The 25,597-nt window shown below is 40.5% G+C and carries 22 protein-coding genes; 15 read left to right on the top strand and 7 right to left on the bottom strand.

Features of this window, described 5'->3' with window-relative positions:
- The first annotated feature begins 281 nt into the window (after positions 1–281).
- The 4 genes from J3455_RS13660 (at position 282) to J3455_RS13645 (ending at position 5,993) form a co-directional block, all read left to right on the top strand.
- Positions 282–524, top strand: coding sequence for a hypothetical protein (locus J3455_RS13660; RefSeq protein WP_294089254.1), 243 nt, complete (start codon positions 282–284; stop codon positions 522–524).
- A 502-nt stretch (positions 525–1,026) separates the two neighbouring features.
- Positions 1,027–3,369 carry an arylsulfatase gene (locus J3455_RS13655; RefSeq protein ID WP_349561928.1) on the top strand — a complete coding sequence of 781 codons (2,343 nt, stop codon included), beginning with the start codon at positions 1,027–1,029 and terminating at the stop codon, positions 3,367–3,369.
- A gap of 207 nt (positions 3,370–3,576) precedes the next feature.
- Complete coding sequence (locus J3455_RS13650; protein ID WP_349561927.1) at positions 3,577–4,581, top strand: leucine-rich repeat domain-containing protein; 1,005 nt, start codon at positions 3,577–3,579, stop codon at positions 4,579–4,581.
- A 287-nt stretch (positions 4,582–4,868) separates the two neighbouring features.
- The gene (locus tag J3455_RS13645) at positions 4,869–5,993 is read left to right on the top strand and encodes a lactonase family protein (RefSeq protein ID WP_167658073.1); all 1,125 of its coding nucleotides are present in this window, start codon (positions 4,869–4,871) and stop codon (positions 5,991–5,993) included.
- Between the two features lie 73 nt (positions 5,994–6,066).
- On the opposite strand, the gene J3455_RS13640 is transcribed toward J3455_RS13645, so the two are convergent.
- Positions 6,067–6,756: an alpha/beta fold hydrolase gene (locus tag J3455_RS13640; protein WP_130050868.1), complete on the bottom strand. Its 690-nt coding sequence runs from the start codon at positions 6,754–6,756 to the stop codon at positions 6,067–6,069.
- A 409-nt stretch (positions 6,757–7,165) separates the two neighbouring features.
- Between J3455_RS13640 and J3455_RS13635 the strand changes: the two genes are divergently transcribed.
- From J3455_RS13635 to J3455_RS13610, 6 genes are all read left to right on the top strand, one after another.
- Complete coding sequence (locus tag J3455_RS13635) at positions 7,166–8,032, top strand: hypothetical protein (protein WP_349561926.1); 867 nt, start codon at positions 7,166–7,168, stop codon at positions 8,030–8,032.
- 9 nt (positions 8,033–8,041) lie between these two features.
- Positions 8,042–9,124: a DUF4785 domain-containing protein gene (locus J3455_RS13630; RefSeq protein ID WP_349561925.1), complete on the top strand. Its 1,083-nt coding sequence runs from the start codon at positions 8,042–8,044 to the stop codon at positions 9,122–9,124.
- 487 nt (positions 9,125–9,611) lie between these two features.
- Positions 9,612–10,358, top strand: coding sequence for a CPBP family glutamic-type intramembrane protease (locus tag J3455_RS13625; protein ID WP_239977663.1), 747 nt, complete (start codon positions 9,612–9,614; stop codon positions 10,356–10,358).
- A 95-nt stretch (positions 10,359–10,453) separates the two neighbouring features.
- Positions 10,454–11,176, top strand: coding sequence for a hypothetical protein (locus tag J3455_RS13620; protein WP_349561924.1), 723 nt, complete (start codon positions 10,454–10,456; stop codon positions 11,174–11,176).
- Between the two features lie 408 nt (positions 11,177–11,584).
- Positions 11,585–12,175, top strand: a complete 591-nt coding sequence (locus J3455_RS13615) for an acyl carrier protein phosphodiesterase (protein WP_167658068.1) — start codon at positions 11,585–11,587, stop codon at positions 12,173–12,175.
- A 678-nt stretch (positions 12,176–12,853) separates the two neighbouring features.
- The gene (locus J3455_RS13610; RefSeq protein ID WP_349561923.1) at positions 12,854–14,392 is read left to right on the top strand and encodes a glutamate synthase-related protein; all 1,539 of its coding nucleotides are present in this window, start codon (positions 12,854–12,856) and stop codon (positions 14,390–14,392) included.
- A 204-nt stretch (positions 14,393–14,596) separates the two neighbouring features.
- Here J3455_RS13610 and J3455_RS13605 read toward each other — a convergent pair whose 3' ends face one another.
- Both J3455_RS13605 and J3455_RS13600 read right to left on the bottom strand, forming a co-directional pair.
- Complete coding sequence (locus tag J3455_RS13605; RefSeq protein WP_130050872.1) at positions 14,597–14,905, bottom strand: hypothetical protein; 309 nt, start codon at positions 14,903–14,905, stop codon at positions 14,597–14,599.
- Between the two features lie 43 nt (positions 14,906–14,948).
- Complete coding sequence (locus tag J3455_RS13600; protein WP_178927291.1) at positions 14,949–15,896, bottom strand: GlxA family transcriptional regulator; 948 nt, start codon at positions 15,894–15,896, stop codon at positions 14,949–14,951.
- 119 nt (positions 15,897–16,015) lie between these two features.
- Between J3455_RS13600 and J3455_RS13595 the strand changes: the two genes are divergently transcribed.
- A complete protein-coding gene (locus tag J3455_RS13595; RefSeq protein ID WP_349561922.1) occupies positions 16,016–16,552 on the top strand; it encodes a cysteine hydrolase family protein in 537 nt (178 codons plus the stop codon).
- On the opposite strand, the gene J3455_RS13590 is transcribed toward J3455_RS13595, so the two are convergent.
- Positions 16,533–17,432 (bottom strand): LysR family transcriptional regulator, encoded by a 900-nt coding sequence (locus J3455_RS13590; RefSeq protein ID WP_130166884.1) that lies wholly within the window; start codon positions 17,430–17,432, stop codon positions 16,533–16,535. The genes J3455_RS13595 and J3455_RS13590 overlap by 20 nt on opposite strands.
- Positions 17,433–17,538: 106 nt before the next feature.
- Between J3455_RS13590 and J3455_RS13585 the strand changes: the two genes are divergently transcribed.
- Entirely contained in the window at positions 17,539–18,372 is an 834-nt protein-coding gene (locus J3455_RS13585) for a type 1 glutamine amidotransferase domain-containing protein (RefSeq protein ID WP_130050876.1), read from the top strand.
- Between the two features lie 43 nt (positions 18,373–18,415).
- Complete coding sequence (locus J3455_RS13580; RefSeq protein ID WP_130050877.1) at positions 18,416–19,570, top strand: iron-containing alcohol dehydrogenase; 1,155 nt, start codon at positions 18,416–18,418, stop codon at positions 19,568–19,570.
- A gap of 145 nt (positions 19,571–19,715) precedes the next feature.
- Here the strand turns inward: J3455_RS13580 and J3455_RS13575 are convergent, their stop codons facing one another.
- Positions 19,716–20,189: a YqhA family protein gene (locus J3455_RS13575; protein ID WP_054560737.1), complete on the bottom strand. Its 474-nt coding sequence runs from the start codon at positions 20,187–20,189 to the stop codon at positions 19,716–19,718.
- Positions 20,190–20,379: 190 nt separating this feature from the next.
- On the opposite strand from J3455_RS13575, the gene J3455_RS13570 reads away from it, so the two are divergent.
- Positions 20,380–21,123 (top strand): hypothetical protein, encoded by a 744-nt coding sequence (locus J3455_RS13570; protein WP_349561921.1) that lies wholly within the window; start codon positions 20,380–20,382, stop codon positions 21,121–21,123.
- A 48-nt stretch (positions 21,124–21,171) separates the two neighbouring features.
- Here J3455_RS13570 and J3455_RS13565 read toward each other — a convergent pair whose 3' ends face one another.
- Together J3455_RS13565 and zigA are read right to left on the bottom strand one after the other, a co-directional pair.
- Positions 21,172–21,840 carry a DUF1826 domain-containing protein gene (locus J3455_RS13565; protein WP_349561920.1) on the bottom strand — a complete coding sequence of 223 codons (669 nt, stop codon included), beginning with the start codon at positions 21,838–21,840 and terminating at the stop codon, positions 21,172–21,174.
- A complete protein-coding gene (gene zigA / locus J3455_RS13560) occupies positions 21,840–23,036 on the bottom strand; it encodes a zinc metallochaperone GTPase ZigA (protein ID WP_349561919.1) in 1,197 nt (398 codons plus the stop codon). The genes J3455_RS13565 and zigA overlap by 1 nt, the downstream gene beginning before the upstream one ends.
- Before the next feature lie 436 nt (positions 23,037–23,472).
- Here zigA and J3455_RS13555 point away from each other — a divergent pair, with 436 nt between their 5' ends.
- Positions 23,473–25,539 carry a catalase gene (locus tag J3455_RS13555; protein ID WP_239977658.1) on the top strand — a complete coding sequence of 689 codons (2,067 nt, stop codon included), beginning with the start codon at positions 23,473–23,475 and terminating at the stop codon, positions 25,537–25,539.
- Positions 25,540–25,597 lie beyond the last annotated feature (58 nt).

Below are 25,597 nucleotides of genomic sequence, written 5' to 3'. Positions count from 1 at the left end.
CTCATTCTTAAAAGATAGGTTTTTATCGCTTTTGGAGTTCTTTTATGTATGCGGCAGCACTTGAACAGCATCTTCAGGACGTTATCCGAAATGGTTGGAGATGGGGTAGTTGAGGTATTGCATGTTGCGGTTTGCCCTAAGACACACATCCCAACGGTGCAGTTGATGTTACCGTCCCAGCTTAATGAGCAAGATTTCGGGCCATTATTTGACGATACGCAGAGGCTATTACATCAAGCAGTTGAGTTGTCTACTAGGGATCAGATTGAGGATAATCTGTAATGAATATCTTATTTTTATGCACATCGAATTTAAATCGCAGCAAAACAGCTGAAGATCATTTTACAGCAAAAGACCCGTTATGTGTCTATCGCTCAGCGGGTTTGGCCGAGATGGAGTGCAAGCGAAACGGCACGACCTTGTGTAGTGAAAAGTTATTAACTTGGGCTGATGTCGTATTTGTCATGGAGAAGGAACATGTTCGCCGTATTGAAAATTACACTGGGCAGCGCTTCTTGGACTAAGTCATTAACCTAGATATACCAGACGTATACCAACTAATGACATAAACACAATGCTACAGTGGAAAAAGCATTATTGTGATACACGATTAATTGCGTTCTTACTTCACTTTTAATATTCGTAACTTCAGACTTTTTGATGATTATTTTGACACTCCAAGCCACTTCGACGCTGTTCTTTTGTTAGGCCCTTGAGTAAATATGCTACCAGCTTTTAAATCTTCAGCTGAGCTTATTAATATCCTAAATATCGAAATAGTTTGTTAGCAGTAATATCTTCAATAACAACAATAATTCAGAGGCAAAATATTTGGGGTTTGAAAATGATACATGGATATTATTCAGTTTTTTTAACTAATGGTTTCAATGCATAAAGCTAAATAAAAATGCGATTTAAAAACAAATTACAGCAGTTTTTACTTTGTTTAAAAAACACTCGCAAAAAATGAAAAAAAGTATCTATACTAGAAACTGTATCGAGCTCAGATTTTTCAAGGAGAAAGGAATGAATCGTTTAAGTCGAGTGGGAGCTATTCTTTCAGTATTACTGCTTTCGGGACTACCACAAGCATATGCTAGCGAAATAGATAGAACAGTGATACCTATAAGTAATGGGAAGTTTGAAGGAAAAATAGGCAAAACATTTGAAACTTCAAAACAGGATTATCCGCAGCCAATTCAGGCACCAAAAGGCGCACCTAATGTCGTAGTGATTTTACTTGACGACTTTGGCTTCGGCCACCCCAGCACCTTTGGGGGGTCAATACCGACCCCTTCAATCGATGAATTAGCTAATCAAGGTTTAAAGTTCAATCGTTTTCACACTACCGCGATTTGCTCACCAACTCGTGCCGCTTTACTGACAGGTAGAAACCATCATCAGGTTGCTTCAGGCACGATTACCGAGCTTTCAACAGGTTACCCGGGTTATCACAGTGTTTGGCCCGATGAAACAGCGACCGTTGCTGAGATATTAAAAAGTAATGGCTACAACACGGCTGCATGGGGTAAATGGCACAATACTCCTGATTGGGAGACAAGCCCTATAGGACCATTTGATCATTGGCCTACAGGACTTGGGTTTGAGTATTTTTATGGTTTTCAAGGCGGCGAAACAAGTCAATGGGAGCCTCAATTATTTAGAAATACCACCCCTGTTGAGCCACCTAAAAAACCGGAAGAAGGGTATCACTTAACGGAAGATCTTGTTGATGATGCTATAAACTGGATAGGCCAACAAGAGTCTATCGATAGTGATAAACCATTCTTTATGTACTTTGCAACGGGTGCAACACACGCTCCTTTGCATGCGCCGCAGGAGTGGAATGATAAATTTAAAGGTAAGTTTGATCAGGGCTGGGATAAAGTCCGTGAAGAGACACTTGCACGACAAAAATCGCTTGGTGTAGTACCACAGAATACCAAGCTGACAAAACGACCTAAAGAAATAAAGTCATGGGATTCTCTGTCTGCCAACGAGAAGAAGCTATTCAGTCGACACCAAGAAGTATTTGCGGGTTTTGCTGCACATACCGATTATCACGTAGGCCGGTTGCTTGATGCTATCTCACAATTACCCGATGCAGATAATACCATGATTATATTTATTGCTGGTGATAATGGCCCAAGTGCTGAAGGTAGTGCTACTGGTACGCTTAACAATATGATGACTCAGAATGGTATTGCTGACACTGTTGAAGGGCAGCTTGAAAAAATTGATGAACTCGGTGGGCCTCTTCACGAAAATCACTTTCCGGTTGGTTGGGCGTGGGCTGGCTCTTCACCATTCCAATGGATGAAACGAGTACCTTCACACTTCGGTGGTACGCGAAATGGGCTTGTTATTTCATGGCCTAACTATATTAAAGAGCATGGTGGCTTACGATCGCAATTTCATCATGTAATTGATATCGTGCCAACGATTTTAGATGCAGCACATATACCTGAGCCAAAAATAGTGAATGGAGTAGAGCAGACTCCAATTGCCGGTGTAAGTATGTTGTATTCACTAAATGATAAAAATGCTGAAGGTAAGCGTAAGACTCAGTACTTTGAGACTGGTGGTCACCGTGCAATTTATCATGATGGTTGGGTTGCTGCCTCTTTCCACGGTGTGCCATGGGACTTAAGTGGCTCAGCTGGCTTTGGTAACGATAAGTGGGAGCTTTATAATATTGAAGAAGACTTTTCTGAGGCGGTAGATTTATCGAATAAATACCCAGATAAACTTAATAAGTTAATCTCTATTTTCGATCAAGAAGCAGAAAAATATAACGTCTATCCACTTGATGATCGTTTTGTTGAGCGTGCATCGAACCCTGAACGTCCAAGTGTGACCAAAGGGAAATCAAAATTCACTTATCTACCAGGTACTAGTCGCGTGCCAGAGGGTAGTGCACCTCCTGTTTATGGTCGCTCTCACACAATTACTGCAACGTTTAATATGCCTAAAGATGGTGCAGAGGGTGTATTAGTAGCTGTAGGCGGTGGTAGTGCTGGTTATAGTCTATACATTGAAGATAATAAACCTGTCTATGTAATGAATTTCTTCAACGAAGATCACTATTACTTAAAATCTAAGGAGCCATTACCAGCGGGTGAGGTCACTTTGACACTTGATTATATTCAACAAGGTGAAGCACCAAATGGTGGACAAGCGACTCTTTTAGTTAACGGTAAGAAGGTTGCTACCGGTAAGATAGATAAAGTACCACCTGTTCGTTACTCAGCGACAGAAACGCTTGATATCGGAAAAGATCTCGGTTCCACTGTTTCACGAAGCTACTATGATAAAGCTCCTTTTGCTTTTACTGGTCAGCTTCACAAAGTGGAGTATGTACTGAAGTAGTTGTTCAACTTGCAAGCCCACATTAGTGGGCTTTGCTTTCCATTAGGATACTAACTTTCAAGCTCCCTACTTTTTAATAAGTAATCAACCTATGTACCTTTATGGGTACAAGCATCAAATAACCTGTATTATGTATTCTTTGATTTTAGATGGTGAGAGCTCTTACTTAACCGTCTGATTTTGGTGTTGAAAATTGAAGGTGAAATAATGTTAAAAGGGAACTTTGTGGCCATTAAAATGGGTTTGGTGTGTTTGCTTGTGTTAAATTTTGGGGTTGCTGGTGCTTTGGCTAATGACGATACATCGTTAGAGAGCGTGGTTGCAGATGCTAATTTCTTAGAATGTTTACAAGAAAGTGGCTATAAAACGGTGGGGGAGGTGACAAAAATACATTGCAAAGATCGCGGTATTACTTCAGCCAAAGGGCTTGAGCATTTTAGTAATTTAATAAAACTCGTCCTCAGCAATGAAGGGGATAGCTTCATTGTTGGTGAAATTGGTGGCATTACAAGCAGACCTACCGATAAGAAAATGCCAAACCAACTGACCGAAATCGACATAAGCCACAACAGCCAGCTTTTCTTTGTTGATTTAAGCCAAAACAGCCTTGCGAATATCGATGTAAGTAAGAACGAAGAGTTAAAGACTTTAATGCTAAGTGGTAATAAGCTTTCAAAGGTGGATGTAAGCAACAACAGTAAACTTACATGGCTTGATCTTAATGATAATAAGCTGACTGGCGAATTGACGCTTGTTAACCCTGAACTGTATCAACTTTACCTGTCAGGCAATAAGCTCAAAAAAGTGAATTTACCGAGTGGTATCCGTAACCTTGAGCTTGCTAATAATCAGTTAAAAAACCTAGATTTAAGCAAGTTCAAGATGCTTAGCGAACTAAACCTAGATGCCAACCAGCTTAGCTCTTTAGACATAAGCCATAATAAAAAGTTAACTGCACTTTACGCCAGTAATAACCACTTAAGCACTATCGATTTAACAGCAAACCCCATGCTTCAAGTGCTCTTTTTGTCGAATAACAAACTAAAAAATATTGATTTACGTGAACATGAAAATTTAGTTGATATCAGCCTTTTTAATAATCCACTACAAAAGGTAGATGTTAGCAATAGCTATAATTTAGAGCTGTTAGAACTCGACAGCCGTGTTGAGTGCATAGGCATTGGTTGTGCAACAAGGTTTGAAGGGTATTAATACCAGCGTGTAGGGTAGAGCGCAGCGAAACTCGATAAGTTAGCGAGGGGAAAGGAGAAAGGAGCTATCAGCTTTCAGCCGTCAGCTATCAGATTAAAACAAAAGAGCTTTAAGCCATAAGGTTTAGGTTAGATTGTAGCTGCATATAGTTAAAGCGAAATGCTCACCCGTAGGCGTGAAATTTATTTCGCGCGAAGAAGTTAGAGTAAAGTCAAATAGAAAGACCTGGCCCCATCTGTTTGTTAATATTTGCTGGTTGCTTAAAAAATTATGAAAAGGGAATAAATATGTTCTGCTGTAAAACACTCATCAAATTATTAATGAGCGTGTCTATTATTTTTGGTTCATCTTGTTATGCAAAGCAAGATGTTTATTTTGGTACAGGTTCAGTATCTGGTGATGGTATTTATCATTCGGTTTTAGATAAAAAAACAGGAAAGTTATCTGAGCCTGTTCTTGTTGCAAAAATCAAAGAGCCGAGCTTCTTAGCCAATCACCCAACTCTGAATGTATTATATGCAGCAGCGACAATAGACAAAACGCCTGTAGTAGCAGCATATAGCAAGCTAACTAACGGAAAACTTGCTTTGCTTAATCATGTTGAAATTGGTGACGGTAGTGGAGCACACATCGCTGTTCACCCTTCTGGACGTTTTTTATTAACAGCTCAGTATGGCGGCGGCTCTGTGGCGGTATTTGCACTTGCTGCTGACGGTAAAGTTATCAAACGTAGTCAGTTAATAGAACATACTGGTGGCTCAAAAGTCGTTAAAGATCGCCAAAATAACCCTCACCCTCATTGGGTTGGTTTTTCACCTGATGCAAAATTTGCCTTTGTTCCAGACTTAGGGTTGGATGCTGTAATGATCTATCGTGTAGCAGACAATGCAGCTGAATTAATCGGGCATGGACAAGCGGATACAATAGCAGGAGGCGGTCCAAGGCATATGCGTTTTTCTAAAAATGGTCAGTTCATTTATTTATTAAACGAGTTGGATTTAAGCATTTCTACCTTTACGTATGATGCACAAACTGGTCAAACTAAACGAGAGTTTGTAGTGCCTACGTTAGGCAAAGCAATTAAAGAGCAGGAAGACTTTAATTCAGCTTCAGAAATTCTGGTACATCCAACAGGTAAATATGTGTATTCAGCTAATCGCGGTCATGATTCTGTGAGTGTATTTGCAAGCGATGAGTCAACTGGCTCTTTAAGACTACTTGAAACAGAACATGTTCGTGGTGCGTTTCCTCGTAATATTAATATGGACCCTGAAGGAAAGTGGTTATTAGCGGCAGGTCAGCATTCTAATACTGTGGCTGTATTTAAGATTGAGCAAACAACAGGGTTACTTCAGTATAGAACCAACAGTACAGTAAATGTTCCTGAACCTACTTGCATCTTGTTTGATTAAAACATAAAGGGGTTTGGTGTTTCTTTTACCTAACCCCTTTATCAACCCAGAACTGACAATATGCTGTTAGCAGCTATTGAATCAAACTCACTTGTTTAACATAGGTGTCAGTTTGCAAACCAAAGTGGCCTAGTACGTAAGTGTAGGTGGCATTTTCATTCCATAAACGGCTGCTGTGAATACCATACACATAGCAAGTGCCAGTTGAGCAGACGATTTGATCAGAGTAGCTTTTTATTGAATACACTTTGTCGCCTAATGCTTCACCATAAATACTGTTTAATAACGGGCTACCAACCGATAAGCCATAGTAGCCACAAGTGTTATTCCACACGTTGTATGGGTAAACACCACAACTTAATAGGCCCCGTGCGGCACCTGCAACACCTACAAAGGTATCAACATCTGATGCCATTGCTAACTTATAAATTTGCTGCGCTGCGAGTGTTACACCCATTGAATGGCCGATAATATCAATCTTACCTGTGCAAGATTGGTTGATTGCAGTAAGAATGGCGTTACGCACTGGTGTTTCTTCACTGCCATTATGATCGTTGCAGCTCGCGCAAGATTTAGATCCCCAATCTGGGGTGAAAATTTCACTGTCGGCGTAACCTTTTCGTTTTAATTCATTAATTGTGTTACTCCAACTAGAAGGGGAGGCGGTATTTCCATGTACAAGTACAACATTATCTCTGCATGCTGCAAGAGCCGTTGTGCTCATACCTGCGCATAGCGTAATCATCGTCAATAGGCGTCTCATTGTGTATTCTCCTGTTTAACATTTAATTTACAATGTATGAAGTTTAAACAGGGCAGGATATAGTACTTTCGTGCAGCGGCACTATTTAGCATTGTGCAATGTATGAGTTTATATTTTACTAGCACTGTAGGCGTGAAATTTATTTCGCGCGATGAACAAAAGAGCTATCAGCTTTCAGCCGTCAGCTATCAGATTGAAAGTTAGCAAGTTAGAGAGAGTAGAGGGGGAAAGCAACTCGAGTCTTGTCCTGACTTTTTTCTCCTAAAACCTAATAATTTGTACTTAAAAAACACCCAAAGGTTAAATTATTGTAAATATTTTCTTGCTTTCGTACCTGTTTGGTCTATGTTTTTGGTCGGAGGTCACTCCTCCAACCTGATAGATAAGATTACAATCAACAGGAACACACATGAAAATAAAAACACTCTCACTAGTGCCTGCTTTAATGTTGGCATCGGGTATCAGCCACAATGTTTTTGCTGCGCAAGGAGTCGCATTTGTGCACGGTACAGGCCAGCAAAGCGATGCGTATAATGACTATTGGACAGGCAGCTTTGTTGACACAGTTCGCCAAGGTTTGCCCAACAGTAGTAATTACACGGTCATTAATTGTGACTTTGATCAGTACATGTGGGCAGATGCTGCATCTGGCTGTTTAGCTGGGCAGCTCACTACATTTATCAATAATAAAAACATCACTGATTTAACCCTGATCACCCATTCTAATGGCGGTAATGTGGTGCGTTGGATTTTATCCAATCCAACATGGGATAGCCGTTATCCAAATATTATTAGCAAAGTAACGCGTACTATTGCACTGGCACCTTCAAGTGGTGGCACGCCTTTGGCTGATGCGGTTATTGCAGGTAATTCGTTCGAGCAAAGCTTAGGTTGGCTTTTGGGCTACGGCAGCGATGCAGTAAAACAACAGCAAGTATCTTGGATGGCGTCGTATAACGCACAATGGCTGAATGGCACTCCAAACCGCCCAAGTTTACCGTCTCGATTCGAAACTGTGGTGGGCAGTGATGTTGAATCAGCTGTATGGGATAGCGACAGCTATTGCGGTGGTTACCAAAACCAAGTGGGTCTTGAAGTAACACAAAACTGGTTAGACAGCTGCTCAGATGGCTTTTTAAATTGCAGTTCTCAGTCGTTAGCTGGGGTAGTGTGGTTTACCGATAAATCACGGACCCAAGGCAGTGAGCCTTTGAGTCATCAGCAAAGTCGACGCAACTGCTTTGGCTTGCCAAACATGCTTAAAAATCGAATTTAGGAGCTAGCTATGATTAATAAGTTAACCACACTTACAGCTGCAATCATGCTTGTAAGCACAGCAGCACAAGCAAATGATCAAACGGTTTATCAGTTTCCTCAAGTTCAACCTGCGTTAGGCGCTCAGCTGCAAACACTTGAAAAAGACAGCGTTGAGTATTGGCAGAAGGTTTCGGGCAAGGAACTTAAGCGAGGTGTGCCAGTATTTGTAAACCAAGCTGATAACTTTATTCGTATCGCGCCAAAAGCACGTTTTGATAATGGTGAAGTATTTAAGCCTCATGGCTTACAGCTTGATAAGCTGTCGGTACGTGATGACAACTTTAGACAAATGCCAATGCAAACAATGGTTGCACAAGAGCAAATGGAAAATGCTGGGTTTAACGATGGTAGTGTTGGGTTAAAGCTTGGTCAGGTCAATGGCAAGGCAATGTTAAGAACAAGCCAAGCACTTAACGACAACGACACCTACTTGCTGCATGTGATTGAAAAGGGCTCGAGTAATGCTTTGCATGCTAAATCGCAGTTTAAAGTAAAAGATCATCAACAACGTGTCGCTATGCAGCTCAGTATGGGCAAAAAACGCTTTAAAGATAGCGATGTGCAGTTAACACTTTCAAGTCCAGATGGCGAAAAGCTTGATGTGCGTTACGAAAATGGTGAAGCCGTATTTAATTACCCACTTGAAACCTTAGGTGCAGTAAATGGTTACTATGAGCTTGAGGCTAGTGTAAATACTAAAGTGAATGGTCAAACGGTAAAACGCTCAATAAAAATGCCGTTTGTACACAGCTCACAAACCATTAGTATGGATAAAGCCAAAGTAACAGCGCTTGGCAATAATAAATACCAAGCTAAAGTACCTGTGCAAGTGACTGAATCAGGGCGCTTTGCTATTCGTGCAACCTTAACTGGTAAAGGTGATAAAGGTGAACGCATTAAACTAGCAACGGTTGAAGTTGCAAAACAGATTGATAGTTATGCCAGTTTCACGATGCCTTTCGCGGTCACTAAAGCAGCCAAAGCCCCGTTCGAACTGGTGGATATTGAGCTTACCGACCAAACGCGAATGTTAAAGTTTGCAGGGGAATAAAGGGGAGTTCTTATCGTATGTTGGGTGGAGCGAAGCGAAACCCAACAAGTTTGCGAGTTACAAGGGAAAAGGAGAAAAAGTTGTAAGCTCTGACCCCGATTGTGCCTGCATATAGTTAAAGTGAAATACTAACCCGCAGGTGTGAAATTCATTTCGCGTGTATTGAATATTGTTTTTCTCTGTGCAGCGCGAAGCGCCTCTGTGTTGTGGTTCAAATTATTTTTTTGCACAAAGAGAAGACAATAAGAAGTGAATGAGTAACCCCAAAACCATTCAAATTTGTTTTTAATAATACCTCTTAAGCGCAGCGTCTCTTATCCTCTTTGTGAAAATTATTTCTCTTTAGTTCATTTGCTTTGGGAAGTTAAAAATATGCTCAGTTTGAATTTGAACACAAACAAATATCTGTTTAGTTGGTTGTTTTTGTGTTTATTATAGAAATTAAACAATAATAAAGTTTGAGCTAATAAGCTCACCAAGGATGGTTATGCCAGATATGTATTTTGGAATGATCGCCAATCTAGGCGTTGTTCTATTACTCGTTTTAATTTTAAAAACACTCAATAAAGTTACAATAAACCTAACTTGGTTGCTTGGAACTCTTTTTATTCTATTTTGCTATTTCTTGGCCTTATTCAAAGGTAAAGAACTCATCTCACTGGATTTAGTCTTTTCAGATCTTAAATGGAATTGGTCAGGGAAAATAGTCGCTATTACTGTTTGGGCTTTAGTTTTAGTTTCATTAGCCGCTTTTAAAAGTGACTTTAAAATCAAGGAGGCAGGTTTTACTTTTAGTCAGAATGAAGGCTCTATAAAGCCAGCAATGCTTGTTTTAAGTTTGTTTATAGCATTGCAAGTTATTGTAACGCTTAGCCTAGGCGATGGACCAAATTACGACTTTGAAACATTACTCTATCAAGCTCTTATCCCAGGACTCGATGAAGAGCCAATGTTTAGAGGTGTTTTATTATTTTGTTTTTCATTGGCTGTTGTTTCATCGCGAATTAATTTCTTTGGCTCGCAAATAAACATTGCAGGCTTACTTTTAGTTTTATTATTTGGTCTAGTTCATGGGGTTATGTATATCGATGGTGAGTGGCATTTGTCTGCATTCAGAATCGTATTAACTGGGAGTTATGGATTTATTATGCTGTGGTTAAGGGAGCGTACTGGCAGTCTTGTTTTTCCAATTGTAGCGCACAATATGGTGAACTTTGTTGGGCAGTTAGTTTAGTGCTTGAACGTAAAGGAAATGTACCTTCAAGTAGATAGGTTGGCTTAATGGAAAAGTAATGGCAGAATTGTGTTTTAAAAATGGAAACTTAAATAATGGATTATAATCAGCCACTTTCGAAGCACTCCCTTGATTTAAACCTGAGCGACCGAGTTTGGTTTAGGTTTTCAACTTTCTATAAAAAGCCCGTTTTGCAGGCTGATTCTAATACAAAACTTATGTCGATACCGGGCTTAGCTGTGTTGTCGGGTGGCGCTGAGTTTTTGTTTTTCTTTATGACTATCGCTATTGCTGTAATGAGCCTAGTGTTACAAGAAATGATGCAGCCGATATCCGCTTTTGTAACTAGTGTGAGTTGTTACCTTTGTGTATTTATTACCAAGCGAATCATGATTTATAACAAGTTTGGCTTTGGTCGTAAGTGGGTTATGAGCATATCAAAAGACTCACTCGAAATAGATAGGCAAGCAGTAAAGGGAAAAGCTTCAAAAATTTTGCATATCACTAAAGACGATATCAAAGAAATCGTTTTTAATTATACTTTTCATGGCAGAAGTGGCCGTATTGTGGACGATAAAACGGCCAATTTACACGCTTGTGAAATTCATCAAAAAGATGGCAAGGTTGTTACACTAGATAATATGCGAGTGGGTCTTTTTGATGTGTTATATCTTTTAAAATTCTATCAATACCCGCTGTTCTTTAAAGGCACGACTGCAGGTGGTGCTGGTAATATTTTGATTTTGATTATGCGACTAATTTCTCTTTCTGCGATCATTTCGGCTCTTGTAATGTTGGCTTTTAATTTAAAGTCATAAAGGTGAGCTATTTATAAAGTTATCAGACTTAAAGTACTTAAGTTAGCGAGTTGTAAGGGGAAAGATACGAGTTTAGAGGGACAAGATGCGAGGTGTAGGAGGCGTTTTAACGCCGAACAAAAATGGAGATATTAGATATCAGTCGTAAGAAGTCAGATTAAAACAAAAGAGCTTTAAGCTTTTAGTTGATTGTGCCTGCATATCGCTATGGTTAAACACGTTACTGTAGGCCTGAAATTTATTTAGCGCGATGATCTATTTAAAACGCTCAATGCCAGAAAACACCTACAAACCATTGCTACGCAAGATAAAGTTGCGGCTACAATTTGTTTACTTGCAACTCGATCTCTAGACCCTTTCACAAGTATTCTTTTACAATACATAAAATGACTTAATTCAGAGAATGCGTTGAACTACTTGGCTCACCTTTATTTAGCACAACCGACGGCTGATTCACACTTTGGTAATCTGCTGGGTGATTTTGGTGGACGTCGATATTCAGAGCAGTTATCCGATGCGGTTAAAAATGGCCTTGAAAATCATTATTTGGTTGATAGGTTTACCGACTCACATCCACTTGTAAAAGAGGCTAAGCAGTATTTTTCGCCAGCGCGTAAACGCTTTGCCAGTGTTGCAATTGATGTGGCGTTCGATCACTTTCTTATTCAGCATTGGCAGCGGTTTAATAACCTACCATTGGCTGATTTCAAACAGCACAGTTATGGCCTTTTAAATGCGCGCCAAGCCATGATGCCTTCACGCATGCAGCAAGTTGTTACCAGTATTACAAACAATGATTGGTTTAAAGAATATGAAACGCTCGATGGGGTTAGCCTTGCCCTTGATAACATCGCCAGACGTATTCGTTTTACCAACAACTTTGCAGGAGCCGCTGAAGATATTGCCCGCCATTATCAACAGTTAGACGCTGTGTTTTTAGCGTTTTTCCCCGAGCTGATTGAGCATGTTAAGCAAGCAGGGGTGGAAAAGCAGCTTTAAGCTATTAGCTTTCAGACTCAAAACCCAACAGATGAGCTGAAATGCTCACCCGTAGGCGTGAAATTTATTTCGCGTGTATTGAATACTGTTCTTCTCTGTGCAGCGCGAAGCGCCTCGGTGTACTCTGTGGTTCAATATTTTTTGCACAAATAAAAGAGTGTGAAGTGAATGAGTAACCCAATAAAAACAGCAAATTTGTTTTTAATTATTCCTCTGAAGCGAAGTGACTCTTATCCTCTTTGTGATTATTATTTTCAAACCCTGTTTTTCTCTATGTAGCGCGAAGCGCCTCGGTGACCTCTGTGGTTCAAATTGTTTTTTGCACAAAGAAAAGAGAGTGAGAAGTGAATGAGTAACCCAATAAAAACAGCAAATTTGTTTTTAATTATTCCTCTGAAGCGAAGTGACTCTTATCCTCTTTGTGATAATTACTCCCACAATGGTTCATAAACCGATTTGCCTCTTACCTTAAAATATGAAATGGCTGATATCTTGGCTGCTTGTTGCGGTTATATAGTCGATTAGTGATAGCTAAGTAAATTCTAAGGCGCTTACGAGCTCGTTTTTTAACTGAGCTGAACTACCCTTTATAAAGCAAGTAAGCCTTAAATTAATACTTACCTCAATCGCTGTACTTTGAACATAGCAATGTAATGTAGCAACCGTGAGGGAACAATAATGAGCAAACCTATAATTGCAGCCGTTTCGCCGAAAAAAGTCACCTTAGAACAGGGGCAAGAGTATTACTTTTGTGCCTGTGGGCGTTCTAAAAACCAGCCATTTTGTGACGGTTCACATGCCGGAACCGATTTCAAACCCAAAGCATTTACAGCAGAAGAGTCGGGCGATGCCTATTTATGCCAATGTAAGCACACTGCCAATGCGCCATTTTGTGATGGTAGTCACAAACAATTTGATCAAAGCCTAGTTGGTCAAGAAGGGCCGGGCGTGCAAATTCAAGCCTCTGATTCGCCAGTTGCTACAGCAACTAAAGAGGAACCTACCGTTGAGCTTATTCATCAATTAGCTCGAGAAGGATTATCAAAGCTTGGTCATCATGGTCCTATGGTGTCGATGGGGGTGCCACGATATCAATTACCTAAATGGGATGACTTACAGTTGATGGTCGCACAAATGGCAACGCAACCTTTAATGGAAGATGTAGCTGTTAATACTGAGCTTGTGGTTGGCCCGCGAGCGAAAAAGCCATTAAAACTGGCTATTCCGCTGTTTGTTTCTGATATGAGTTTTGGTGCTTTATCAGAAGAAGCCAAAGTTTCCTTAGCGAAAGGAGCTGAACTTGCTGGTACGGGTATTTGCTCAGGTGAAGGCGGTATGCTTCCTGAAGAGCAGCAAGCCAATTCACGCTATTTTTATGAGTTAGCAAGTGCAGGCTTTGGTTATAGCGAAGATAAATTAAAAAACGTGCAAGCCTTTCATTTTAAAGGCGGGCAAGGGGCAAAAACAGGCACGGGGGGTCATTTACCAGGCAACAAAAATGTTGGCAAAATCTCTGAGGTTAGAGGAATTGAAGCGGGTACTTCGGCGATTTCACCATCAACATTTAAAGATTTACACAGTGCGGCCGATTTCAAAAAGTTTGCTGACAGAGTGCGCGAGGTAACGGGTGGTATTCCAATCGGATTTAAACTAAGTGCTAATCATATTGAGAAAGATATTCAATTTGCACTCGATGCAAGTGCCGATTACATCATTCTTGATGGTCGTGGTGGTGGCACGGGGGCAGCTCCTGAGATCTTTAGAGATCATATTAGCGTACCAACTATTCCTGCACTTGCCAGAGCAAGAAAGTACTTAGATGAACAAGGTGCAAGTGATGTTACTTTGATCATAACAGGCGGCTTACGCTTGCCGATTGATTTTGTAAAGGCGCTTGCCCTTGGTGCTGATGGGGTGGCGATTTCGAATAGTGCAATGCAAGCAATTGGCTGTGTTGCTGCGCGTATGTGTAATACCAATAACTGCCCAGCAGGGATTGCCACACAAAAGCAAGATTTACGTCAGCGCTTAAATATTGAAAAGTCAGCAAATCAATTGAAGAACTTTTTTGAAGCTTCAACTGAGTTGATGACGGTTATGGCAAGGGCATGTGGTCATGACTCTTTAGCTAAGTTCAATGCTAATGATCTAGCAACATGGCACAAAGATATGGCGTTGTTATCTGGTGTTAAGTATGCAGGTGTTGGAATAAGTTAGCGAGTTTCGAGGGACAAGATGCGAGGTGTAGGAGGCGTTTTAACGCCGAAAAAAGTCAAAGGGGAGGGTATTCCAACCCAAAACCAACGCTATGATGTTAGCACCTAGCACCTAGCACCTAGCACCTAGCACCTAGCACCTAGCACCTAGCACCATCCCTACGCGATATAAAATCGCGGCTACACTCTTGCTAACTCATCCCATTTAATCGTCTGGGCCTTTTAGGGTAAATACTAAATGCCTGCGCATGTCTTTTAAAATCACACCTTTTTTCAGCATTGCCCCACTTAGGCGTTTTTGCCATTTTAATAGCTCTGGGGTCGCTGCATCGAGTGATTGCTGGTTTTCAAATTGAAAACACAAAAGCAATGAACCAGGGAATAAGTGGTATTCCACATCAAACCAGCATTGCAACATGCCTTCAAGCTCAGCGCGGCCTTGCTCTTCAAGGGTATCGGCAACATTTAATACAAGGGCTTGCTGTTTTAATTGTACTTTAGAAAGCTTTTTCATTTAAAAACCAAAATCGAGTCGAAAAACTAATTATACCTAAGCTTTATGTTTGGCGGAATGCATTACGCCAGTCTCGCGGTGATAAACCAAACTGAGAGCGAAAATGATGGCGTAAAGTAACAGATGAACCAAAGCCGCATTGCTCGGCTAAATGTTCTAGTGGTAAATCAGTTGACTCAAGAAGTCGCTGTGCGTGGTTTAAACGTTGATTTAATAGCCATTGCCCAACGCTCTGCCCTGTAAGCGATTGAAAATGGCGGGTAAAGGTGCGTCGGCTCATGTGCATTTGCTCTGCGAGTGTATCAATCGTATGGTTGCTAGCTAAGTTTTCTTGCATCTGTTCAAGTAAGCTTGCTAAACGCTCATCAGCAACACTTTCGGGGACGGGTAGGGCAATAAATTGTGTCTGCCCACCAGTGCGATACGGAGCCGTTACCATCATTCTGGCAATAGCATTAGTTTGCTCGCTTCCTAAAAATTTGCGAACCAAATATAAGCAGCAATCAATAGCTGCTGCTGTTCCTGCCGATGTATAGAGCTGGTCATGTTCAAGGTAAAGTACTTGATTGTTAAGTTTCACTTTTGCAAAGCGAGCTTTAAAGTCATCGCTGTATGCCCAGTGGGTGGTTGCTTCAATATTATCTAAAAGCCCAATGTGTGCTAACGCATAAGCTCCTAAACAGAGCCCTACAATAATAGCGCCACGGCTATGAGCGTTTAGCAAACTGGTTGCTAATTCTTTAGAGGGGGCTGTTTCAGGGGATGGCCAAGACGGAATAATTATAATATCTGCCTGATCAAATTTTGTTATTGAGTGGTGCGCTTGAATATCAAACCCCGCACTTGAGGGCATTACCTGTTCACATTCGCTGCACACTGTTAAATTAAATTCTTTGATACCTGCCGAGCGAGCGCCCTCACCAAACACCATACATGGTACTGCAAGATGAAATGGGCTGATATTAGGAAATGCGAATACTGCAACATTCATGGTAAAGCCTTATTAAACACTTTGGCCCAATATTATCGATAAATGGTATTTGGGTCACTGTTTGATACGTTAAAAATTCAGCAAACTAGGGTTCAATAAAATGAAAAAGGGCTCATACAATGACAAACACAGCATTACTAATTATCGACTTACAGAATGATTATTTTGAAGATGGTGCATTTCCTTTATGGCAGGCTAAACAAGTAAAAGATCAGCTAGTAGATGTGATCAAACAAGCAACAGAACGCGGAGTTTTACCTATTCATATTCAGCATGTTGCTGATCCTTCTCAGGGGTTAGCGCCATTTTTTAATGAAGGTACAGAAGGTGTTGATATTCATCCTGATATTTTAAAAGCAGCACCAGAATCCCCTGTGGTTGTAAAACACTATGCTGACAGCTTTCATCAGACCAATTTAGAAGATGTATTAAAGCAACATGGAATTAAAAAACTTTTGATCGCAGGCATGATGACGCAAAACTGTGTGACTCATACTGCTATCTCAGAGCAAGCTAAAGAGTACGATTTGGCAGTTATAACGGATGTGAGCACCACAGTATCTGAAATGCTACATTTAATCGCACTAAATGCGCTTGCCCCACGAGTAAAACTGTTAGACGCAAAGCAAGCCTTGCTTAGTTTGCAAAGTAGTTAATATTTGCAAAGGCCGAAATAACATCTTTGGCAAATGCAATACGGGGGTGCTTTAGTGCCCCTTTGTTCCAAACTAAGTAAATTATGTTTTCTGGGCCTTCGGGCCCTAGTTGCACAAGCTCTCCGGCTTTTATCTGATCGCGACATAGGTAATCGGGTAATACAGAATAGCCAATGCCTGAGCGAATAATATTGCTAATAGCACGTATATCTGGGCAAATAGCAATGACGTTTGAGTGGCATTTTGCGTTGAATACAGCTTCAAAGTATTGTCTTATCAAAGGCAGCTCTTCATCATAAGCAACGACATTGTAGCTAGAGAGTAAATCTGCGGTAATGGTGCTGTCTTTGATTTCTCGGCCATGTAAACGGTTCATCACCAAAATTAGCTTTTCTTTGTCGAGCACTAGGCTATCAAATAGTGCTGGATCAGGCGCTGATGCGGCAATAGCAATATCTGCAGTACCTGATTGTAATGCGTCAAAAATACTCACCTTATTACCAATATGCAGAACAAGGTTCACATTGCCAGATTGCAGTAAGTTGGCAATTTGTGGCCCTGACACACTACTAATATATTCGGCAGGTCCTGCGATATTTATAGTGCCATGTGCGGCATCAGAACGTGCCCGTATCGACATGATTTTTTGCTCTAATATATCGATATGACCAGAAACCTGAAGCGCTAGATCATGTGCTGCTGCAGTGGGGGTAACACCGCGGGCTTTGCGCTCAAATAAAGGTTTACCAACTACAGCTTCCATTGCTTGAATGTGTGAGGTTACCGAAGGCTGAGATAAGCCTAAATTAGCCGCTGCCTTCGTAATATTTTTACAACGATAAACTTCAACAAAGGTTTTTAATTGCGTGAGATAAGACATGTAACTGTACGAGCCATAAATATTCTGATTGCTCCTCTTAATTTATCCGAATTCTACTCGCCCCGCAAACCAACTATGATGGCTTCACTTTCTAAGAGGACGAGTTATGAAAAAGATATTACAGCGACTAACGCTTGTTGCTGCATCAACTATGTCGATGTTTGCAGTGGCGGGTGAAGGCGAAGTTTTGGTTATTTTATCAAGTGAAACAACCATGGATTTAGCTGACGGCCAGAGTATTGAAACAGGCTACTACCTAAATGAGTTTGGTGTGCCTGCGAAAGCATTAGTCGATGCGGGTTATGAGCTTGTACTTGCAACACCCAAAGGTAATGCGCCTCAAGTAGATAAAAAATCAGTGAGTACCGATTACTTTGATGGTGATGAAGCTAAAATGCAGAGCATTCAGCGTTTTGTAGCATCCTTACCTGATATCAACGACACCGCGAGTTTAAGCGAAATTTTAGCGGGTGACTTAAGCCAATATGAGGCTGTGTTTATCCCAGGCGGCCATGCACCTTTAATTGATTTAGCAAACAACCCAGAAGTGGGTGAAATTTTGCGTCACTTTAATAAGCAAGGTAAACCAACAGCGGCAATTTGCCATGGCCCAATTACATTGTTGTCGGCACAAGTTCAGCCAAATTCTTATTATCAAGCGATAAAAGATGGCGAAAAGGCAGCGGCCAATAACTGGATTTATGACGGTTATAAAATGACTATTTTTTCAAACCCAGAAGAGCGTGTTTTTGAAAGCAGTTTAGAAGGTAAAAAGCTTAAGTTCTATCCCGCTATGGCAATGGAAAACGCCGGTGGAAATATGGCATTCGCTAGTGAGTGGCAGCCAAACGTGGTTGTTGACCGCGAACTTATTACGGGGCAAAACCCGTTTTCAGATAAATTATTAGCAGAAAAGCTTTTAGAAATGTTAGCTAAGTAAATTAGCTAATTAGCAATTTAAACCTAATTTAAGGGGCATTTAAATGTTGAACTTTATTTATAAAAATCAAACCGAAATTTTGTTTGGTAAAGGTCAAGTGAGTGAGATCACTTCACGTTTACCAGAAAACGCTAAAGTACTATTACTTTTTGGTGGTGGCTCAATAAAGAAAAATGGCGTATACGACCAAGCTATGAGTGCATTAGCCGATGTTGACGTTATAGAGTTTGGTGGTGTTGAACCTAACCCAACATACGAAACACTAATGCAAGCTGTGGCAACTGCTAAAGAGCAGAATGTTAACTTTATTCTAGCTGTTGGCGGTGGCAGTGTTATTGATGGCGCTAAGTTTGTTGCAGCAGCTTATAACTTTGCAGGTGAGCCGTGGGATATCCTTGTTAAAGGTGCTGAGTTTAGTAACCCGTTACCTATCGGTGCGGTATTAACTTTACCTGCAACTGGCTCTGAGAGTAACGGTAACTCAGTGGTTACTAAAAAAGAGACGTCACAAAAACGTGCTTTTTCATCACCGAGTGTGCAACCTGTTTTTGCAGTACTTGATCCTGAATATACTTTTTCGTTACCAGAACGCCAAGTAAGCAATGGTGTTGTAGATGCGTTTGTACACGTTATTGAGCAGTACTTAACTTACCCAGTAAACGCGCCATTACAAGACCGCTTTGCAGAAGGTATTTTACAAACCTTGATTAGCGAAGGGCCTAAAGCTCTGAGTGAGCCGCAAAACTATGATGTAAGAGCCAATGTTATGTGGTCGGCTACAATGGCACTGAATGGTTTGATTGGTCAGGGTGTACCGCAAGATTGGTCTACGCATATGATTGGTCATGAATTAACAGCACTTTACAATCTTGATCACGCCCAAACGCTGGCGATTGTTTTACCTGCGCTAATGCATGTTCAAAAAGAGCAAAAGTCTATTAAAATACAACAGCTTGGTGAGCGAGTATTTGGTTTTAATTATAGTGATGAAGCCGAACAAATCGATAAAACGATTAAAGCAGTGCAAGACTTCTTCGAAGCCATGGCTGTGAAAACACGCCTTGCTGACTATGACCTTGATGAACAAGCAATCGATGCGGTTGTTAAAAACTTAGAAAAGAATGAAATAACGACGCTAGGTGAACATGGTGACATTGACTTAGTAAAGGTTAAGCAGATACTAGCGCTTGCACTTTAGGGCTTAAATTTAAAGGCGTAACATAGTTTGTTACGCCTTTTTTAGTGCTTAAAAAATCGATTTACTTGAACGATTTAATGCCGCGATGAAAGAGCAATATCAGCTACGTTACCCTGATAAATAAACTAACGTAGGTGAGTGTTCACTATTTCATTGAGCGCCATGCAAAGGTCGAAGCGGCAACGACAATCGCAATAGAAATGCCAAGGTAAAGGGTTTCTATTGTGCCGCCAAACTCAACGGCGTGTTCTAAAAACAGAATCACTAAAATGACGGATGTTACCTGTACTAAGGTAATTTTTAAGTCATGAAAATCTTCGATATGAAAGGCGGCCAAAAACTGGCTACTCTTTGTGGTTGCAGGCGAAATGAATAGCCGGTACAGGCTGATGGTAATAACTTGAAGAGTAATACCGATAAGTAATAAGTCGAGAATTTTTAAAAGCTCGACTATCATCTCTTTCCCTCCCTTAGCAGAGTCAGGCAATGATATAAGTGTCGTTTTAACAACATTAAAAACGATGTTCACACAGGTTATATAAACAAGTAATGACGAAATTGCTGTAGTGATAATCGCGATGATGACTAAAAACCGGCTATTTTGAAAAAGGCGCTCCATATCAGCTCACATATATAAATTTCTTTGTTATACGAAGCTTAGCTGGTTTTTGATTAAATACAGCATGGCCATTAGCTAAGGGGGCTTAACTTATTAGTTCTTTAAGTATTTACGAGCGAGCTCTGGTTATGTATAAGTTTAAGGAATAAAAAGGTTGCTTCTATTAAGCATTAATACAAAAGGGATTTTTATGGGCTCGATGGCTAAGCACTCACTAGAACTGGATTTAAATGATAAAAAATGGTTTCGATATGCAGCCTTTAAAGGAAAATCGTCACTAACCGAAGATTCATTAACAGAACTAGAATCTTTGCCAGGCTTAGCGACGTTATCAGGATGGACCGAAGTGATTTTTGCGCTCATGGTATCTGCGATTTCGTTATCTAGTTTTTATTTAGAAGATGTTGTTAAACCATGGTTGGCTTTTTTAATTTGCCTTACAAGCTTTTTATTGGTGTTTATTACTAAGCGCGTCATGACTTACAAGAAGTATGGCTTTGGTTCTAAATGGGCAATGGGCATAAGCAAGGATGAGCTTAAAGTTGATAAGTTGACGTTTAAAAAGCACCAAAATTGTCCCATCACAATTGCTAAAAATGAAATCGCAGAGGTGTTATTTCACTATACGATGGATCTAAAACGCAAACGAAAGTTTGGCGAACCACGAGTTAGATTACCCACCTTGCATGTGTGTGAAATTTACTTAAAAAATGGTGATACCCATGAAATTGACGGGATGCGGGTAGGGCTTTTTAACGTATTATATTTAATGGTTTTTCATGGCTACCCATTAAGCTTTAAAGGCACTTTTGCTGGTGGTGCAGGGAATGTCTTAATTTTGTTACTAAGGATGTTTGCTCTAACAGCGATTGCAAGTGCGCTTAGTATGCTTTTCATTAATTTAAAGCCATGTGCAGTTATAGCGTGTTCTTGAGTGAAATAGCGCCTATTAGAATTAATAGACGCAGCTGGTACGCTTGTATTAAGCAATAAAGTCGAGGGTTACAAGTAGCCGTTTTTCGCCAGCAGCAAGTGCAGGTGAGCGGTGCACAAGCCCTTTACCTTCGTTATCTTGCCAAGTTTCGCCTTTTAATAGGGCTACATCACCCTCATTAAGAGAGTGAATTTTAGTATTTGCTGTCATTAATCCTGATTCTTCATCGCTTAACCCTTGATGGCCAGCGCCAAGTTTAGTGCGATCAAGTCCTGCATTTTGCAACCATTGTGAACCACTACCACAATATGTACTGACTAACCGGCAAGGAACTCTGTCGACATGAAAACGTGGGCACATGGCACGTTCAAGTACTCTTAGGCGTAATCCGGTGCGCTTTAACTCAAATAAATAACAAAACATATCAACTAACTTTGCCAAATCAGCTTTTAACTCCTGCGCTGATGGAAGTTTTTCAAGGGCTTTATCAATGTCAGTTCGAATAGAATCCTCGTTGATCACAGCGTTTATACTGAGATCAGGATTGGTTGCAATACTCTCGGCTACCTCTTTTTGCAGCTGTTCAGCTAAGCTGCGCTGCCAAATTGCAATGTTATGCTCTGGTTTATAAATATGCGAAAACACCACAGGGCTTAATGCCGTTACTACTGTTGTTGGTAAGTTATCAGTATCATGTTCAAATGCGTAAGCTGTCATTATGCTTCCTCCCAAACAGGAAATGGGTCGGGCAGGGTTTGCCAAAGCGCTTTGCCTGCTAATAGTTCATCGTCGCTGAGTAAGCAGTTATCGAGTGCGTGTGTGATCGCTGCTTGATTAAGGTTTTGGCCAATAAAAACCAGCTCTTGGCGCATATCACCAAAGGGTTCTTGCCATACTAGTTTAATTGAATCTAAGTATTCGATATCTGTTGGCCACTGATCTTTCGGTAAGGCTTTCCAAAAAATGCCGCCAAAACCATAGCGAGCAATGCCGCCTGCTTGATTCCATTGGCAGGCAAATTGCGGTCGAGAGGCTAACCAAAAATAGCCTTTGGAGCGAAGTAATTTGCCTTCGGGTTGATTGTTATGAATAAAGTTATAAAACTTCTCAGGGTGAAAAGGGCGGCGGGCCTCGTAAGTAAAGCTGCTAATACCGTATTCTTCGGTTTCTGGGGTATGCTCGCCGCGCAGCTCTTTTAGCCAGCCAGGTGCTTGCTGAGCTTTTTCAAAGTTAAACAGGTCTGTGCCGAGAATTGCATTGATATCAACTTGGCCATTTTCAATGGCAATCAGCTCTGCAGAGGTATTTAATGAGCTTAAAATGGCTTTTAAACTCTCAAGTTCATCGGCGCTAATTAAGTCTGTTTTACTAATTAAAATGACATCGGCAAATTCAACTTGATCAATGAGTAAGTCGGCTACGCTTCGCTCATCTTCATCGCCTAAGTGCTCGTTGGTTTCTTGTAAAAACTTGGCTTCGTTAAAGTCTTTTAAAAAGTTAACGGCATCAACGACCGTGACCATGGTATCAAGCCTAGCAACATCAGAAAGTGATACGCCATCTTCATCGGCAAAGGTAAATGTTTCGGCTACAGGAAGAGGTTCTGAAATACCGGTTGACTCAATAACCAAATAATCAAATTGGCCGGTTTTCGCTAAAGCGCGTACTTCAATGAGTAAGTCTTCACGCAGTGTGCAGCAGATGCAACCATTGCTCATTTCTACTAGTTTTTCTTCGCCGCGGCTAAGCGAAACATCGTTTTTAACAGTTGCTGCATCGATGTTTATTTCGCTCATATCATTGACGATTACAGCCACTTTTTTTTCTTCACGGTTATTCAAAATATGGCTGAGCACAGTGGTTTTACCTGCACCTAAAAAGCCAGAGAGCACGGTGACGGGAAGTTTGCTCATGGTAGTGACCCTTAATTAGATTAAACAAAATCGCTGAATGTTTTGTTATAATATATCAATAAAGGGGCGGTTAGGAATAGCTGTTATGTATTAATGCAAAATAAAGATTCACGGTAGTGAAGTGTAATACGCAATCGCATTGCTGTTTATTAGTGAAATCTGAGCTTTTATTGTGTGCTTGCCAAAGAAGACGAAGTTAATAAATGCCGAATGTTGAGTGTTTTTTATGGGGGGAAGGGTAAACCTAAAATAGGTGGTTCAGATTGTTTTAGCTAGAAAAAATTACACAAGTTGTGTAATAAGTTTAATTACAAGTTATTTAATTCCGTCTTAACTTCTTGATATTGTTTGTTTTAATTTTGGCTTTTTACTTGCTTATTAGTTTTCCTAAATTTACGTAATAACAATTTAACGAGTTTAAAATAAAGGGAAACTTATGCCGGAGTCATTTAAATATTCAGGTCAAAAGGGGCATGGTGGTGAGCTACATCAACATGCAAATAATCAGTATTCAACAATGACTACAGCACAAGGTTGTCCTGTTAGTGATAATCAAAATTCATTGTCAGCAGGTAAGCGTGGTCCAACATTAATGGAGGACCATATTTTTCGTGAAAAAATGTTTCATTTCGATCATGAGCGTATTCCTGAGAGGGTGGTGCATGCTAGAGGTTATGGGGCACACGGTTACTTTGAAACTTACGAAACACTTGAAGAGCTGACATGCGCGGATATATTTCAACGAAAAGGCGAAAAAACACCTGTATTTACTCGGTTTTCAACGGTCGCTGGTAGTAAGGGCTCACCTGACTTAGCAAGGGATGTGCGCGGGTTTGCTGTTAAATTTTATACAAAAGAGGGAAACTGGGATTTAGTTGGTAATAACATTCCTGTGTTTTTTATCCAAGATGCGATGAAATTTCCAGACTTGATCCATAGCGCTAAAGCTGAGCCTGATCGTGGTTTTCCGCAAGCGCAAACGGCTCATGATAATTTTTGGGACTTTATTAGTTTATCGCCTGAATCTATGCACATGGTCATGTGGGCAATGTCTGATAGAGCTATTCCACGTTCATTACGCTTTATAGAAGGATTTGGCGTTCACACATTTAAGTTTATCAATAAAAATGGTGAGAAAAAGTACGTTAAATTCCATTGGAAACCTAAATCAGGCATGCAATCAGTGGTTTGGAATGAAGCTGTTAAAATTAATGGAGCAGATCCTGACTTTCACCGTCGCGATATGTGGGAATCAATTCAAAATGGCGATTACCCTGAGTGGGAACTTGGCGTACAAGTATTTGACCAAGCTTTTGCTGATGACTTTGAGTTTGATGTATTTGATGCAACAAAGCTTATCCCTGAAGAACAAGTACCCGTTAAGATCATTGGTCGAATGGTTTTAGATAGAGTGGTTGATAATTTTTTTGCAGAAACAGAACAAGTTGCTTTTTGCACACAGAACATAGTTCCCGGAATCGATTTTACGCCAGATCCACTATTACAAGGGCGTAACTTCTCATATTTAGATACGCAAACCAAGCGATTGGGAGGGCCAAATTTCACTCATATCCCTATTAATGCACCTAAATGCCCAATGCACCACTTTCACCAGGATGGTCACATGGCAATGCATAACCCCAAAGGAAGAGTAAATTATGAGCCAAACTCTTGGCAAAGTGATGAAAACAATCCAAGAGAATGTCCTGTTCATGGCTTTAAAAGTTCTGATGAAGAAACGCAAGGTAGCAAGCTAAGGTATCGATCAGAAACCTTCAGCGATCATTACAGCCAAGCTAGGCAGTTTTATATAAGTCAAACTAAGATAGAGCAATCACATATTCAGGACGCATTGATTTTTGAACTTTCAAAAGTGGAACATTTAGCTATTAGGGAGCGTGTGGTGTCTCATTTACTAAATATTGATAGCGAGTTAGCTAAATTAGTGGCCTCTGGTTTGGGCTTGCAAACAATCCCTGACCCTGCTGAAGCTGCACTAAAAACTCGCCAAGATTTACCTGTATCTGATGCACTGAGTATTCAAAAAAGTGCTTTAAATACTTTTGAGGGAAGGAAGCTCGGTATTCTCGTTAGTGATGGCTTTGACGATCAGCTATTTAATTCATTAGTTAGTGAACTAAACGAGCAAGGTGCGAACTTTGAAATCATTGCAGCCCAGATAGGTGGAGCGAAAAGTTCTACTGGTGTTCATCTTGGAGCTGAGCAAGTTATTAACGGCGGCCCTTCTGTTTTGTATGATGCAGTTGTCTTACTGACATCAGAGGAAGGTGCTAAAGAGTTAATTAAAATTCCAGAGGCGAGAGATTTCGTTTCAGATGCGTACTCACACAAAAAGTTTATTGGTTTTACTGAAAGCTCTATGGAGTTGTTAAAAGCTGTTGGCTTAAATGGAAACCAAGACGACGGCATAATTAACCTAGAAACGTGCAAGGCATGTGACTTTCTTCAGACACTAACACAACTTCGTTATTGGCAACGATAACTCATCTTTCAAGGCGGGGGCTACTCGCCTTGAGTAATGATTATTTATATAGTGAGAA

Origin of the sequence: Pseudoalteromonas sp. NFXS39, from assembly GCF_040148775.1 — a bacterium.
Classification (GTDB): Bacteria; Pseudomonadota; Gammaproteobacteria; order Enterobacterales; family Alteromonadaceae; genus Pseudoalteromonas; species Pseudoalteromonas apostichopi.
This window is presented reverse-complemented; position numbering and strand designations above follow the sequence as displayed.

Excerpts from the sequence above, each read along its gene's own strand:
- J3455_RS13660 (WP_294089254.1), top strand. The coding sequence starts at position 282 with ATGAATATCTTATTTTTATGCACATCGAATTTAAATCGCAGCAAAACA.
- J3455_RS13655 (WP_349561928.1), top strand. The coding sequence starts at position 1,027 with ATGAATCGTTTAAGTCGAGTGGGAGCTATTCTTTCAGTATTACTGCTT.
- J3455_RS13650 (WP_349561927.1), top strand. The coding sequence starts at position 3,577 with ATGTTAAAAGGGAACTTTGTGGCCATTAAAATGGGTTTGGTGTGTTTG.
- J3455_RS13645 (WP_167658073.1), top strand. The coding sequence starts at position 4,869 with ATGTTCTGCTGTAAAACACTCATCAAATTATTAATGAGCGTGTCTATT.
- J3455_RS13640 (WP_130050868.1), bottom strand. The coding sequence starts at position 6,756 with ATGAGACGCCTATTGACGATGATTACGCTATGCGCAGGTATGAGCACA.
- J3455_RS13635 (WP_349561926.1), top strand. The coding sequence starts at position 7,166 with ATGAAAATAAAAACACTCTCACTAGTGCCTGCTTTAATGTTGGCATCG.
- J3455_RS13630 (WP_349561925.1), top strand. The coding sequence starts at position 8,042 with ATGATTAATAAGTTAACCACACTTACAGCTGCAATCATGCTTGTAAGC.
- J3455_RS13625 (WP_239977663.1), top strand. The coding sequence starts at position 9,612 with ATGCCAGATATGTATTTTGGAATGATCGCCAATCTAGGCGTTGTTCTA.
- J3455_RS13620 (WP_349561924.1), top strand. The coding sequence starts at position 10,454 with ATGGATTATAATCAGCCACTTTCGAAGCACTCCCTTGATTTAAACCTG.
- J3455_RS13610 (WP_349561923.1), top strand. The coding sequence starts at position 12,854 with ATGAGCAAACCTATAATTGCAGCCGTTTCGCCGAAAAAAGTCACCTTA.
- J3455_RS13605 (WP_130050872.1), bottom strand. The coding sequence starts at position 14,905 with ATGAAAAAGCTTTCTAAAGTACAATTAAAACAGCAAGCCCTTGTATTA.
- J3455_RS13600 (WP_178927291.1), bottom strand. The coding sequence starts at position 15,896 with ATGAATGTTGCAGTATTCGCATTTCCTAATATCAGCCCATTTCATCTT.
- J3455_RS13595 (WP_349561922.1), top strand. The coding sequence starts at position 16,016 with ATGACAAACACAGCATTACTAATTATCGACTTACAGAATGATTATTTT.
- J3455_RS13590 (WP_130166884.1), bottom strand. The coding sequence starts at position 17,432 with ATGTCTTATCTCACGCAATTAAAAACCTTTGTTGAAGTTTATCGTTGT.
- J3455_RS13585 (WP_130050876.1), top strand. The coding sequence starts at position 17,539 with ATGAAAAAGATATTACAGCGACTAACGCTTGTTGCTGCATCAACTATG.
- J3455_RS13580 (WP_130050877.1), top strand. The coding sequence starts at position 18,416 with ATGTTGAACTTTATTTATAAAAATCAAACCGAAATTTTGTTTGGTAAA.
- J3455_RS13575 (WP_054560737.1), bottom strand. The coding sequence starts at position 20,189 with ATGGAGCGCCTTTTTCAAAATAGCCGGTTTTTAGTCATCATCGCGATT.
- J3455_RS13570 (WP_349561921.1), top strand. The coding sequence starts at position 20,380 with ATGGGCTCGATGGCTAAGCACTCACTAGAACTGGATTTAAATGATAAA.
- J3455_RS13565 (WP_349561920.1), bottom strand. The coding sequence starts at position 21,840 with ATGACAGCTTACGCATTTGAACATGATACTGATAACTTACCAACAACA.
- zigA (WP_349561919.1), bottom strand. The coding sequence starts at position 23,036 with ATGAGCAAACTTCCCGTCACCGTGCTCTCTGGCTTTTTAGGTGCAGGT.
- J3455_RS13555 (WP_239977658.1), top strand. The coding sequence starts at position 23,473 with ATGCCGGAGTCATTTAAATATTCAGGTCAAAAGGGGCATGGTGGTGAG.